Origin of the sequence: Desulfurivibrio modestus (genome assembly GCF_044068625.1) — a bacterium.
GTDB lineage: Bacteria > Desulfobacterota > Desulfobulbia > Desulfobulbales > Desulfurivibrionaceae > Desulfurivibrio.
In genome coordinates this window covers 66,838-81,098 of sequence record NZ_JBIPKH010000005.1, presented here as the reverse complement: position 1 = coordinate 81,098, position 14,261 = coordinate 66,838, and the positions used below count along the sequence as shown (strand labels likewise).

General features: G+C 60.9%; 6 protein-coding genes. All 6 read left to right on the top strand.

Annotated features, from left to right (window positions below; translation table 11 throughout):
* The first annotated feature begins 15 nt into the window (after positions 1 to 15).
* Positions 16 to 2,676 carry an acetyl-CoA decarbonylase/synthase complex subunit delta gene (locus ACHHRT_RS04885; RefSeq protein ID WP_462348130.1) on the top strand — a complete coding sequence of 887 codons (2,661 nt, stop codon included), beginning with the start codon at positions 16 to 18 and terminating at the stop codon, positions 2,674 to 2,676.
* Between the two features lie 48 nt (positions 2,677 to 2,724).
* Complete coding sequence (gene acsB / locus ACHHRT_RS04880; protein WP_395498285.1) at positions 2,725 to 4,929, top strand: acetyl-CoA decarbonylase/synthase complex subunit alpha/beta; 2,205 nt, start codon at positions 2,725 to 2,727, stop codon at positions 4,927 to 4,929.
* Positions 4,930 to 5,009: 80 nt separating this feature from the next.
* Positions 5,010 to 6,362, top strand: coding sequence for an acetyl-CoA decarbonylase/synthase complex subunit gamma (acsC, locus tag ACHHRT_RS04875; protein ID WP_395498283.1), 1,353 nt, complete (start codon positions 5,010 to 5,012; stop codon positions 6,360 to 6,362).
* A 2-nt stretch (positions 6,363 to 6,364) separates the two neighbouring features.
* The gene (fdhF, locus tag ACHHRT_RS04870) at positions 6,365 to 10,489 is read left to right on the top strand and encodes a formate dehydrogenase subunit alpha (protein ID WP_395498281.1); all 4,125 of its coding nucleotides are present in this window, start codon (positions 6,365 to 6,367) and stop codon (positions 10,487 to 10,489) included.
* 90 nt (positions 10,490 to 10,579) lie between these two features.
* Positions 10,580 to 13,636, top strand: coding sequence for an FAD-dependent oxidoreductase (locus tag ACHHRT_RS04865; RefSeq protein ID WP_395498279.1), 3,057 nt, complete (start codon positions 10,580 to 10,582; stop codon positions 13,634 to 13,636).
* Positions 13,637 to 13,641: 5 nt separating this feature from the next.
* Positions 13,642 to 14,259: a hydrogenase iron-sulfur subunit gene (locus tag ACHHRT_RS04860; RefSeq protein ID WP_395498277.1), complete on the top strand. Its 618-nt coding sequence runs from the start codon at positions 13,642 to 13,644 to the stop codon at positions 14,257 to 14,259.
* Positions 14,260 to 14,261 lie beyond the last annotated feature (2 nt).

Sequence of the window (14,261 nt, the reverse complement as noted above, 5' to 3'; positions counted from 1 at the left end):
GGATGATTTGACGCTATGGAAACAGCGATGAAATCCGGCAGCCGCCTGGAGCAGGTGCTGCGATCCGGGGCCTTTGCCGTGACCGGGGAATTGGGGCCGCCCAAGAGCGGCAACCCGGAAGTGGTAAGGGAGAAGGCGCGCCTGCTCAAGGGCAGGGTGGACGCGGTCAATATCACCGACTGCCAGACCGCCATCGTGCGGATGTCCAGTATCGGCGCCGGCCTGATCACTCAGTCGGAAGGGGTGGAGCCGGTTATCCAGATGACCTGTCGCGACCGTAACCGGATCGGCATGCAGAGCGATATTTTGGGGGCTGCCGCCCTGGGTTTGAAAAATCTGCTCTGCCTCACCGGCGATCACCAGAAATTCGGCAACCATCCCGGCGCCAAGGGAGTCTTCGACATGGACTCCATTCAGCTGTTGGGGATGATGCGGGATCTGCGGGACCAGAAGAAGTTTCAGTGCGGCGAGGCGATCAAGAGCCATGAACCGCGCCTGTTCCTGGGCTGTGCCGCCAACCCCTTTGCCGGGCCCAACGAGGCTGCCCGGGCCGCGCGATTGGCCAAGAAGGTCGGTAACGGAGCCGACTTCGTCCAGACCCAGATTATCTATAACGTGGAGCGCTTCGCCAAATTCATGGCGGCGGTCCGCGACCTCGGCCTGGATGAGAAGGTCTTTATCCTGGCCGGGGTAACCCCGCCCCGCTCTTTGGGGATGGCCCGTTATATGAAGAAATTTGTGCCGGGCCTGGATGTCACCGACGAGGTGATCAAGCGCCTCCAGGGGGCCAAAAACCAGGAAGAGGAAGGGATCGACATCTGCGTCGAGATCATTCAGCAGTGCCGGGAGATCAAAGGGGTGGCCGGGGTCCATGTCATGGCCATCGAGTGGGAAGCGGCCACCGCTGAGATCGTTAAACGGGCCGGACTGGATAAACGACCCCAGGTGGCGGAGGAACCCGCGACGGGGGTTGCGGCACCTGCCGCCGCACCGATCCAGGTCAGCGACCGGGGCCCGGAGGCCGCCATGGTTGGAGCCGGAGAGGCCGAGTTGGCCGCTGCCCGCCAGGAAGCGGAGAAGATTGTGGCCGCCGCCCGGGAAGAAGCGGCCCGGCTCAGGGCCGAAGCCACGGCCGCCGGTGCTGCCCCCGGCCATGCAACCATTGACCAAACCGATGCTCAATCAGCGGAAGCGGGAGAAGATGAGATGAACGAAAGAGAACGTCAAATTGCGCTGGAGTCCGTGCGCATGGGACTTGCGGCCCTGAAAAAGGCCTTCAACCTGTCGGATGATCAGTTTGAGGCTCTGGCTCAGTTTGCCGGGGCTGAAGCGGTTCTGAAGCGTGAACCGGTGTCCGCCTCGGCGGCCCCGGCCCCGACCGCTCCGGCGACTGCGGCCGCTCCGGCGCAACCGGCGCCCGACCAGGCCGCCCAAAAGGCGGCGGCGGAGGCCAAGGCGGCGGAAGAGGCCAAGCAGGCGGCGGCAGCCAAAGCCGCGGCGGAGGCCAAGGCGGCTGAGGAGGCTAAAAAAGTTGCCGAAGCCAAGGCCGCTGCCGAAGCCAAGGCCGCCGCGGAAGCCAAGCAGGCGGCGGAGGCCAAGGCAGCGGAAGAGGCCAAAAAGGCCGCCGCGCCCAAGCCCGAAGCAGCCAAACCCGCCCCCGCGCCCCCGGCCGCCGCTGATCTCAGTGTTGGCGAACTGGCCGGAGAGAAGACCACTTTGAGTGAGCGGGCCGGCAAGGTACCCCAGGATTCGTACACCCAGGCTTACTCCGGGGCGATCCGCCAGGTGAAGCTGGGCAATGGCGACAAGACCGTCACCGTGGGGGGGGTCAACGCCCTGCCGTTCCATCTCTTTGAAGGGAAGATGGAAAATAAGCCCTTGATCGCCATGGATATCCTCGATATCAAGCCCGAAGAGTGGCCGGCCACTCTGACCCGCCATTTCGAGGGGGTGATGGACAATCCGGTGGCCTGGGCCCAGAAATGTGTCAACGACTACCAGGCCGAAGCCCTCTGCATCTCCCTGGTGGGCACCGACCCCAACGGCAAGAACCGCCCCGCTTCGGAAGCGGCCAAGATTGCTTCCGAGGTGATCAGCGCGGTGGATGTTCCGATCATCGTCTGGGGTTGCGGCAATTCCGAGAAGGACACCGAGACCCTGCGTGAGCTCACCGCCATCATCGGCGACAAGAAGGTTTGTCTGGCTCCTTTGGAGGACAAGAACTACCGTTCCCTGGGCGCCACCGCCATGGCCTTCCAGCATCCCATGGTGGCTTCCTCTCCCATCGACGTCAACCTGGCCAAACAGCTCAATATCCTGCTGGAGAATCTCGGGGTGCCCCTGGATACGGTGTTGATCGATCCCTCCATCGGCGCCCTCGGCTACGGTATCGAGTACACCTATTCGGTCATGGAGCGGATCCGTTTGGCCGCCCTGACCCAGAAGGATGAGAAGTTGCAGGTGCCGTTTATCTGCAACCTGGGCCGCGAGGTCTGGAAGGCCAAGGAGTGTCGTCTGCCCAGTGATGAGCTGCTTGGCGATCAGGAGAGCCGCGGGGTGCTGATGGAGGCGATCACCGCCTCCTGTATGCTGATGGCCGGCGGTGAAGTGTTGATCATGCGCCACCCCAGGGCCATCGCCCTGACCAGGTCCCTGATTAAGGGCCTGATGGGTTAAACGGCAAAACAGACGAGATAACGGAAAAAAATCTGAAGGAGAATAGCAATGTCCAAGATCATCTGTTCCGCCGCCATCCGGGGGGCCCACAAGATCGTCGATATGGCCGAGGAGCGTTATGAGGCGGCCCTGAAGAAATATGGCGCCGAGCAGGAGGTCGCCTTCCCCAACACCGCTTACTACCTGCCCACCATTTACAGCATGCTGGGAGCCAAGGTGGAACGGATCGGCGACATGAAGGAGATCTTCCAGGAGTGCCGCAAGCTTTTGCCGGAGATGGTCAGCGATAACCTCTGGCTTCCCTATCTGGCTCCGGCCCTTGACGCCGGCATGGCCACCTTCTTTGCCGAGGAGATGTTCGAGGTGATCCGCTACCTGGAGGAGCCCAACTTCTATACCAAGACCGAAGATCCCCTGGCCGACAATATCTGGCTGGGGGCGGCCGACGACGTGGTCTTCCGGAAGCGCGGGGTGGAGTTTGTCGACGGCTCGGCCCCGGGGTTTGCCGCCATCATGGGAACCCCAGCCGACCCGGAGATGGCCAGCAAGATCGCCTTGGAGTTGCAGGAGAAGAACCTCTATATCTTCATGCATGACCAGACCGGTGGACTCAGCATGCCGGAGCAGCTGATCAAGAGCGGGGTGCAGATCGGCTGGAACACCCGGCTGGTCCCGTTTGGCAAGAGCTACACCACGGCGGTTTTCGCCATCGGCTTTGCCTGTCGAGTGGCCATGGCGTTTGGCGGCATCAAACCCGGCGACTACAAGGGCAACCTGATCTACAACAAGGATCGGACTTTTGCCTTTGTCATGGCCTTCGGCGAGGTCAGCGACGAGTGGTATGCCAACGCCGCCGGGGCCATCAACTGGGGTTTTCCCACCATCTCCGATTATGATATTCCCCAGGTGCTGCCCACCGGGATCTGCACTTACGAGCACGTGGTCAGTCAGGTGCCCCACGAGGAGATCGTGCAGAAGGCCATCGAGGTGCGGGGGCTCAAGGTCAGCGTCACCAAGATCGATATCCCCATGTCCTTCGGTCCCGCCTTCGAAGGCGAGCGAATCAGAAAGGATGACCTCTTCATGGAGTGCGGCGGTGGTCGCACCCCTGGGGTCGAAGTGCTGATCTCCAAGGATATGTCCGAGATCGAGGATGGCAAGGTCACCGTGGAAGGCCCGGATATTCAGGAGATCGAGCAGGGCCATAATCTGCCCCTGGCGATTCTGGTGGAGGTGGCCGGCCGTGAGATGCAGTCCGACTACGAGCCGATTTTAGAGCGCCAGTTTCACCATCTGATCAACTACATCCAGGGCCTGATGCATATGGGCCAGCGGGATATCATGTGGCTGCGGATCGGCAAGGCCGCCGTCGAGAAGGGCTTTTCCCTCACCCATATCGGCAAGGTGTTGCACGGCAAGCTCCACCAGGAGTTCGGGGCCATTGTCGACAAGATCCAGGTCAAAATCTACACCACCCCTGAAAAGGTGAGCGAGGTGATGGAGCTGGCCAAAAGCGTCTACGCCTCCCGGGATGAGCGGCTGGGCAGTATGACCGACGAGACCGAGGAGGTCTTTTACTCCTGCACCCTCTGCCAGTCTTTTGCTCCCAGCCATGTCTGCATCATCACCCCGGAACGGATCGGGATGTGCGGGGCCTACAACTGGCTGGACGGCAAAGCCTCCTATCAGATCAACCCCACCGGACCCAACCAGCCCATTGCCAAGGGTGACTGCCTGGACCAGGCTCTGGGGATTTTCCAGGGGATCAATGAGTTTGTCGGTCAGGCCTCCCGGGGGGCGGTGACCGAACTGGCCTGTTACTCCCTGATGAACAGCCCCATGACCGCTTGCGGCTGCTTCGAGGCCATCGCCGCCATGCTGCCCCAGTGCAACGGGATCATGGTGGTCAACCGCGATTATATGGGGATGACCCCTTCGGGCATGAAGTTCACCACCCTGGCGGGAATGGCCGGCGGTGGAGCCCAGACCCCCGGCTTCATGGGGGTCTCCAAGCACTACCTCACCAGCCCCAAGCTCTTCCTGGCCGAGGGCGGCCTCTCTCGTCTGGTCTGGCTGCCCAAGATGCTCAAGGAGGAGTTGAAGGATAAGCTGATCGAGCGCTGCCAGGCGGTGGGGATGCCCGATTTTTACGACAAGATCGCCACCGAGGAGAACGGGACCACCGAAGAGGAGATTCTCGAGTTTCTCAAGAAGGTTGGCCATCCGGCCCTTGAGATGGAAGCGGTGGTGTAGCTTAATATCGTAATTTTGCTTTTTAACGATAACTTACTCTCAATTTAGAGTTTTTCTGTTGATCGAGGAGGAACGGACAAATGGCTTTGACGGGAATTCAAATCCTCAAGATGCTCCCCAAGAAAAATTGCGGGGAATGCGGTATCCCCACCTGCCTGGCCTTTGCCATGAAGGTGGCAGCCGGGCAGACCGAAATCGCTGAGTGCCCCTACGTCAGCGACGAGGTCAAGGAGCAGATCGGCGAGGCCTCGGCCCCTCCCATCCGCACTGTAAAATTCGGTGGTGGCGATCACATTTTCACCACCGGTGGCGAGACCTGTCAGTTCCGCCATGAGAAACGTTTCGAGAACCCCACCGGGATCGCGGTCCTGGTGACCACCGAGATGGACGATGCCGCCGTGGACGGACGGTTGGAGCGCTTCAAGTCGCTGCGTTATGAGCGGGTTGGAGTGATGCTCAAGGCCGATCTGGTGGCGATCAAGGACGCCAAGAACGATGCCGGCGCTTTCACCGCCCTGGTGAAGAAAGTCCTGGCCGGGGCCGAGGATGCCAAGCTGATTCTGATCAGCGACAGCCCCGATAATCTGGCCGCCGCCGCCCAGGAGTGCGGTGAGCGCAAACCCCTGCTCTTTGGCGCCACCCTGGCCAACGCCGATGCAATGGCCAAGGTTGCCCAGGAGTGCGGTTGCCCGGTGGGGGTTAAGGGTCAGAACGTCGATGACACCGTGGCCATCAGCGAAAAACTGCTGGCGGCGGGCCTGAAGGATCTGGTGATCGACACCGGGGCCCGGACGGTTCGGGCTGCATTCGAGGATAACGTTGCGGCTCGGCGGGCGGCGGTCAAGAGCAAGTTCAAGCCCCTGGGTTTTGCCACCATCACCTTCCCCTGCGAGATCACCGACGACCCCATGCTGGAGACGATGGTCGCCTCGGTATTGATCGCCAAGTATGCCGGGATTGTGGTCCTCTCCGACCTCCAGGGCGACACCCTGTTCCCACTTCTGCTGGAACGGCTCAATATCTTCACCGATCCGCAGCGGCCGATGGTGGTCCAGGAGGATGTCTATCCGGTTAACGGCCCCGGTGAGAATTCACCGGTTCTGATCACCTGCAATTTCTCGCTGACCTACTTTATTGTTTCCGGCGAAATTGAAGGCAGCAAGGTTCCATCCTGGCTGTTGATCAAGGATACCGAGGGTCTGAGTGTGCTGACCGCCTGGGCGGCAGGTAAATTCGGGGCTGACATGATCGCCCAGTTTATCAAGAAATCGGGGATCCTGGAGAAGGTGAAGCATCGGGAACTGATTATTCCCGGCTATCTTGCTTCCCTGAAGGGGGAACTGGAGGAGGAGCTGCCCGAGTGGAAGATCGTCATCGGGCCCCGTGAAGCCGGGCACCTGCCCGCTTTCTTGAAGGAGTGGAAAGCCGCATAGTCATGAAAGAGATCAACCTGCAAATCAACAACCAGGCAGTGAGCGCCGATGAGGGGATGACCATTCTCGCGGCCGCCCGGCGGGCCGGGATCCATATCCCCACCCTCTGTCATGTCGAGGGCAAGACCTCGGAGCGTCCTTGCGAGCTGTGTCTGGTGGAGGTGGCGGGCAGTGACCAGCCCCTGCGGGCCTGCACCACCCCAGTGGCCGCCGGAATGCAGGTGGTCACCGAGAGCAAGGCCCTGGTGGAGCACCGCAAAGAGCGGCTGGCGATCCTGGCCGAGACCCATTTCGGTGACTGCAAGGCTCCCTGTAATCTGACCTGTCCCGGGCAGATCAATGTCCAGGGTTATATCGCCCATGTGGCCAAGGGACAGTATGAGGAGGCGGTTCGCCTGGTGATGGAGCGCAACCCCTTTCCCTTCTCGGTGGGCCGGATCTGTCCCCGTTTCTGTGAAACCCGTTGCCGCCGCATTCTGGTGGATGAGCCGGTATCGATCAACCATCTCAAACGCTTTGTCGCCGACTGGTGCATGACCAACCGGGTCGATCTCAAGCTTAAGCCGGCCCCCCCCACCGGCAAACGGGTGGCGGTGGTGGGTGGTGGCCCCACCGGGCTCACCGCCGCCTATTATCTGGCCTTGAAGGGTCATGAGGTGACGGTGCTGGAGGCGGCCCCCAAGCTGGGCGGTATGTTGCGCTACGGCTTGCCCCGTTACAAGATTCCCGACAATGTGCTTGATTATGAGATCAACACCATTCTCCGCCTGGGAGTTTCGGTAAAGCTCAGCCAGCGCTGGGGCCGTGATTTTACCCTGCAAAGTTTGAAGGATCAGGGCTTTGAGGCCATTCTGCTGGGAGTTGGGGCCAACTTTGATGAGCCGCTGGATATCGAGGGCGGCTCCTTACCCAAGGTTATTCCGGCCCTGAAGCTGCTGCGGGAAGTTAACGAGGGTGCTGTTGGTAATTACGGTAAACGGGCGGCGGTGATCGGCGGCAACAATACCGCCATGGAGGCCGCCCGCTCCCTGTTGCGTTGCGGGGTCGATGAGGTGACCGTGGTTTATCCCCGGGCCCAGACCGAAATGCCGGCCAACCAGCGCAATATCCGGGAAGCCGAGGCCGAGGGGGTGCAGTTCCTGTTGATGGCCTCCCCCGTCAAGATCAGTGAAGCCGGCAACCGGGGTGATGGCGCCCTTGATGTGGACCTGATCCGGATGAAGCTGGGCGAGCCCGATGAGAAGGGAATTCGTTTCCCCGAGGCGATTGTCGGCTCCAATATCCGGATGGCGGTTGATACCGTGGTGGTGGCGGTGGGCCAGTCCGCCGTGGCCGGTGCCCTTGGGGGAAGCGAACTGGAAGAGCGCCTGGAGTTGACCCCCAAGAACAATATCAAATCCAATCCCCGCAACTTCCTGACCAACCTGGAGGGGATCTATGCCGCCGGTGATGCCACCAACGGTCCCCGGTCGGTGATTCAGTCGGTGGTGGCGGCCCGGCGGGCGGCGGAGAACATCCACCTGCAGCTGCTGGGCTTGGGCAAGGAGAGCCCAGAGAGCCGTTTCAACTTCAGCCGGGGCAAGAGCTTCGACAATGTCAGCCTCAGTAACTTTGAAGGGGTGCGGGTCAAGCTGCGGGAGAAGATGCCGGAACGTCCCCCGGAGCGGGCGACCCAGGACTTCAACGAGGTCCGCCTGGGCTTTTCCGAGCAGATGGCCCTTAACGAGGCCAAACGCTGCCTCTCCTGCGGCTGTAACGCCTTTGATCGTTGTGACCTCAAGGAGCTGGCCATCAGCCATGGGGTCGATCCCAACAAGACCGGGATGGGCACCAAACCGATCTATTCCCGGCGGGACGACCATCCCACCATCACCGTTGACCTCAATAAATGTATCTATTGCCGCAAGTGCGCCAACTCCTGCGAGTATCGAGCCCTTGATCTGAGCGCCGAATCCTTCGATGAGAAGGGCCGGGCCCAGGGGATCAGTCTGACCTTCATGGAGCACTGCATCTCTTGTGGCAAGTGTGTTGACAACTGCTCCACCGGCGCCTTGAACAAGAAGGACCAGATTGTGCCGATCACCGGCGAGGAGGTCCGCCTGGTCCGCACCACCTGCCCCTATTGCGGAGCCGGCTGCCAGATGAACCTCAAGGTCAAGGGCGACACGATCATCGAGGTCACCGCCGATCCTGACCTGGCCCCCAACTACGGGGCGCTCTGTGTTAAGGGTCGGTTCGGCTTCCATTTCGTGCAGCACCGGGATCGGCTGACCAAGCCCCTGATCCGTCGGGGCGGGCAGCTGGTGGAGTGCTCCTGGGATGAGGCGTTGAGCTATACCGCCAAGCGTTTCTTCGATATCAAGGCGATGTACGGGGCCGACGCGGTGGCCGGTTTTTCCTGTGCCCGGGCCACCAACGAAGAAAACTTTCTGATGCAAAAATTTATGCGGACGGCGATCGGAACCAACAATATCGATCACTGCGCCCGCCTCTGACACGCTCCCACCGTGGCCAGTCTGGCCATCACATTCGGCAGCGGGGCGATGACCAATTCCATCGCCGACATTAAGGAGACCGATCTCTTCCTGATGATCGGCAGCAACCCCGATACCAGCCATCCCACCATCGGCTTGCGGATCCATCAGGCCCGGGATCGGGGGGCCAAGCTGGTCGTGATCGATCCTCGCCGGACCAAATTTGCCGAACGGGCCGATCTTTGGCTGTCGATCCAGCCGGGGACCGATGTCGCCCTGCTCAACTCGATGATGCAGGTGATCATCGAGGAGGAGCTGTGGGATAAAAAGTATGTCGAGGAGCGAACCGAGGATTTTGCCGAGCTGAAGGAACTGGTGGCCAAATATCCTCCCGAGGAGGTGGCCGGGATCTGCCGGGTGCCGGCCGAGGATATTCGCAAGGCGGCCCGGATGTATGCCGCTCCCGGCCGTCACGCCACTTACCACGGCATGGGGATCACCCATTACGCCACCGGCACCGATCGGGTCAAATCCATCGCCAACCTGGCCATGCTTTGCGGCAAGGTGGGATTCCCCGGCGGCGGCTGCAACCCGTTGCGAGGCCAGAACAATGTGCAGGGTGCTTGTGATATGGGGGCCCTGTTCAACACCCTGCCCGGCTACGGCGGTTTGAACAACGACGAACTTTTCGATCAGTACGAGAAGATCTGGAAGATCAAGCTGCCCCGCCGGCCGGGCAAACCGGCCACCGAGGTCTGGGAGAATATTCTCAAGGGAGATATTCGGGCCCTTTACGTCTTCGGCGAAGATCCGGCCCTGGCCGATACCAATATCGCCCACGTCCAGGAAGCCCTGAAGGAGGTCGATTTCCTGGTGGTCCAGGATCTTTTCCTCACCGATACCGCCAAGCTGGCCGACGTGGTGCTGCCGGCCGCCTGTTTCGCCGAAAAGGACGGAACCTTTACCTGTACCGAACGGCGGGTGCAACGGGTACGCAAGGCGGTGGAACCCCCGGGCGAAGCCAGGCCCGACTGGCAGATCTTCTCGGAACTGGCCGCCCGGATGGGCTATGAGATGCATTACAACAGTGCCGAGGAGATCTTTGAGGAGGTTCGCAAGCTGTTGCCCCAGTACCGGGGAATCACCTACCAGCGCCTGGACCAGGTTGGACTGCAGTGGCCGGTGCCCGATGAAGCCCATCCCGGCACTCCGGTGTTGCACATCGGCCAGTTTACCCGGGGCCGGGGCCTCTTTGTGCCGGAAAAATACATTCCGCCCACCGAGCCGGTGGATGGGGAGTATCCCATGCTCTTTACCACCATCCGCGAGTATGCCCGCTATAATTTCAGCAGCATGACCGGCAAGACCAAGGAGATCGACGTGATCGCGCCCGAGGCCCTGGCCGAGGTTCATCCCGCCGACGCGGAGCGGATGGGGATCAAAGATCGGGACCGGCTCAGGGTCACCTCCCGGCGCGGTTCGGTGCTGATTCGGGCCAAGATCACCGAACGCACCCAGGAGGGGACCATCTCAGCCCCTTATAACTTTGTCGAAACCCCGGTCAACTATCTGACTCTGGATGCCCTTGACCGGCTCTCCCGGACCCCCGAGTACAAGCTCTGCGCGGTCCGGGTGGAAGTGATTGAGGGGTAGCTGCCCCTTTGGCATGGCAGCGGTTGATTTGCTGCCATTATTTGACTTGAGTTTAAGCGTTACGTATTCATATCATTGGGGGTTTTTACGATGACCAAGGCAATGGATAAAAAGGCGGGAGCCGTGCTGGTGGTGGGCGGCGGGGTGGCGGGAGTGCAGGCCGCCCTCGACCTGACCGAGCTGGGCTACTACGTCTATCTGGTGGAAAAAGCTGCGGCCATTGGCGGGGCCATGGCCATGCTGGACAAGACCTTTCCCACCAACGACTGTTCGCTCTGAATTCTCGCGCCCAAGCTGGTGGAGGCCGGTCGGTCTCCCAATATCGAGATTTTGAGCAACACCGATTTTCTGGAGCTCTCGGGTAAGCCCGGGGCCTTTGCCGCCAAGCTGCGGATTCGCCCCCGCTATATCGATCCCGACAAGTGCACGGCCTGCGGGATGTGTACCCAGTACTGCCCCCGCCATCTGGTGGACAGTTACAACGAGGGCCTGGCCCTGACCCGGCCGATCCATATCGATTATCCCCAGGCGGTGCCGGCCAGCTACTTCATCGATCCCGAGGCTTGCCTCCACCTGAAGCACGGGACCTGTAAGATTTGTGTGCCGGTCTGTCAGAGCCGGGCCATCGATTTTTCCCAGCAGCCGGAAGAGCGGACCGTCAACGTGGGCGCGGTGGTGATGGCCCCCGGTTTCGGTCGGGTCCCCGATGCCGCCCTGGAAAAGTATGGCTACGGTAAACATCCCGACATCCTGACCAGCCTGGAGTTTGAACGGCTGCTCTGTGCCTCGGGGCCGTTCGAAGGTGAGCTGCTACGGCTTTCCGACCGCCAACATCCCAAGAAGATCGCCTTTATCCAGTGTGTCGGCTCCCGGGATCTGGGTTGCGACAACGGCTACTGCTCCTCGGTCTGCTGCATGTACGCGATCAAGGAGGCGATGGTGGCCAAGGAGCACGAGCCGGAGCTTTCGATCACCATCTACTACATGGATATGCGGACCCAGGGCAAGGGGTTTGACGCCGCCCGCACCCGGGCCGAGGCCAAGGGGATCAAGTTTGTCCGGGCCCGGGTGGCCGATGTGATGCCCTGGAATAAGCAGCTCAAACTGACCTACTCCACCATGGATGGCGCCCACTTTTTCGAGGCCTTCGACATGGTGGTTCTTTCGGTGGGGCTGGACTCCCCCCCCGATGCCCAGGGGCTGGCCAAGATCGCCGACTTTGAACTCAATCGCTACAATTTTTGCCAGACCGAAACCTTCACCCCCCTGCTGACCAGCCGGCCCGGGGTGGTGGTGGCCGGCGCCTTCCAGGGCCCCAAGGATATTCCCGAAAGCGTAACCCAGTCCAGCGCCGCCGCCGGTCTGGTCTCGGCCCTGACCAAGGATCAGCGGGGCAAGGGGTTTGTGGTCAAGACCTATCCCGATGAGCAGGCGGTTGCCGATGAGGATGAGATTAGGATCGGGGTTTTTGTCTGCCACTGCGGGGTCAATATCTCCAGCGTGGTGGATGTGGCCAATGTCGATCAGTATGTGGAGGGGATGGAAGGGGTGGTTTATCACGCCCAGAGCCTCTACAGCTGCTCCCAGGATGCCCAGGAAGTGCTCAAGCAGAAGATCAAGGAGCATAACCTCAACCGGGTGGTGATCGCCGCCTGTTCCCCCCGGACCCATGAGCCGCTCTTCCAGGAAACCCTGAAGGATGCCGGCTTAAACCGTTGTCTCTTCGAGATGGTTAATATCCGGGACCAGTGCTCCTGGGTTCATGCCAATGAACCGGCCGCGGCCACCGCCAAGTCCCGGGATCTGCTGCGGATGGGGATCGCCAAGGCCCGTCATATCAAGCCGCTCCCCGAGCAGACGGTGCCGGTGATCGACAAGGCCCTGGTGCTTGGGGGCGGGATAGCCGGGATGACCGCGGCCTTGAGCCTGGCCGAGCAGGGCTTTGTCACCACCCTGGTGGAGAGGGAGGGGCAGCTGGGTGGTCACCTGCTCAGCGCCTCCTACACCCTCCAGGGCGACCAAACCGCCCAGGTGGTTAAAGATCTGGTTGCCAGGGTCAAAAAAGAGAAAAACATCGCGATCTTTACCGACAGCGAACTGGTTCAGGTCGGTGGTTTTGTCGGCAACTTCTCTTCGGTGGTGCGCAGCGGCAAGGGCAAGAATCCCAAGGAAACCACCGTTGACCACGGGGTGATCATTATCGCCACCGGCGGCCGTGAACACCGACCGGAAAAGGTGCTGGAGAGTCCGGTCACCTATTCGGCCAAGGTGATCACCCAGAGCGAGCTGGAGAGTCGGCTGGCCGGCAAGGCCAAGAACCGGGCCCCGAAATCGGTGGTGATGATCCAGTGCGCCGGCAGCCGGGGGGATGACCTCAACTACTGCAGCAAGAACTGCTGCAACGACGCGGTGAAAAATGCCCTGAAGATCAAGGAGATCAATCCCGAGTCCCAGGTGGTGGTCCTGTATCGCGATCTGCGCACCTACGGCTACGCCGAGGATTACTATCGCCAGGCCCGGGAGCAGGGGGTTCTCTTTATTCCTTACAGCCTGGCAGCCAAACCTAAACTCAGCGCCGGCAAGTCCCCCAAGGTCACCTTCCATGATCCCCTGCTGCGGGAGGATGTTACCCTGGCTCCGGAGCTGCTGGTTTTGAGCACCGGAATCGTGCCCGAGGGTACGGCCGAGATGAGTCGTTTGCTTAAGGTGCCGGTCAATGAGGATAAGTTTTATCTGGAGGCCCATGTCAAACTGCGGCCGGTGGAACTGCCGGTTTCCGGGGTTTATGTCTGCGGCCTGGCCCATTCTCCCAAGCCGGTGGATGAGATCGTGGTCCAGGCCCAGGCGGCGGCGGCCAAGGCGGCGATCCCCCTGGTCAAGGGCCTGGTCACCGTGGAGCCCACCGTTTCCACGGTGGAGCAGTCGGCCTGCATCGGTTGTGGTCTCTGCGAGTCGCTTTGCCCCTACCAGGCGATCAGAATCATCAAGGATGAAAACAACAAGCGCAAGGCGGAAACCATCACCGCTTCCTGTAAGGGCTGCGGCATCTGCGCCTCCCACTGTCCGGTGTTTGCCATCTCCATGGGTGGTTTCACCGACGAGCAGATCAGCGCTCAAATCAAGGCCTTTGGCGACAACAAGGAGTAATCTTTATGGCTAAGGAAGAATTCAATCCCCGAATCCTGGGGTTTCTCTGCAACTGGTGTTGCTACGCGGCGGCCGACAGCGCCGGGGTTTCCCGCTACCAGTACCCCCCCAACCTTCGGACCATCCGGGTGATGTGCACCGGTCGCCTTGATCCCGCCTTCGTTTTCCGGGGCTTTATCGAAGGGGCCGACGGCATCTTCACCGGCGGCTGACAATTGGGCGAATGCCATTACCAGGTTGGTAATTATGATGCAATGGGCGCCAGTTTCCTGATCAAAAAGGTTCTGGCCGAAGTGGGCCTCAAGCCGGAGCGCTTCGATCTGCAGTGGGCTTCCGCCGCGGAAGCTCCCCGTTTTGTCCGGTTGATCACCGATTTCACCGCTGAGGTGAAGAAGCTTGGTCCCATCGGCGAAAGCGAGGGGTTGAGCAAGGAGGAGCTGGGGCAGCGGTTGCAGGTGGCCCTCCAGCTGGTGGAGGATCGCAAGGTCCGGATGGCGTTTGGCAATGCCACCAAGGCGATGCGCAAAGAGGGGGTTTTCACCCAGGAGCATATCGACGGGCTGTTCGCCGACAAGATGGCCAAGGCGATCGCCTCCGGCCTGGAAGGGGCCAAGAACGGCTGAGT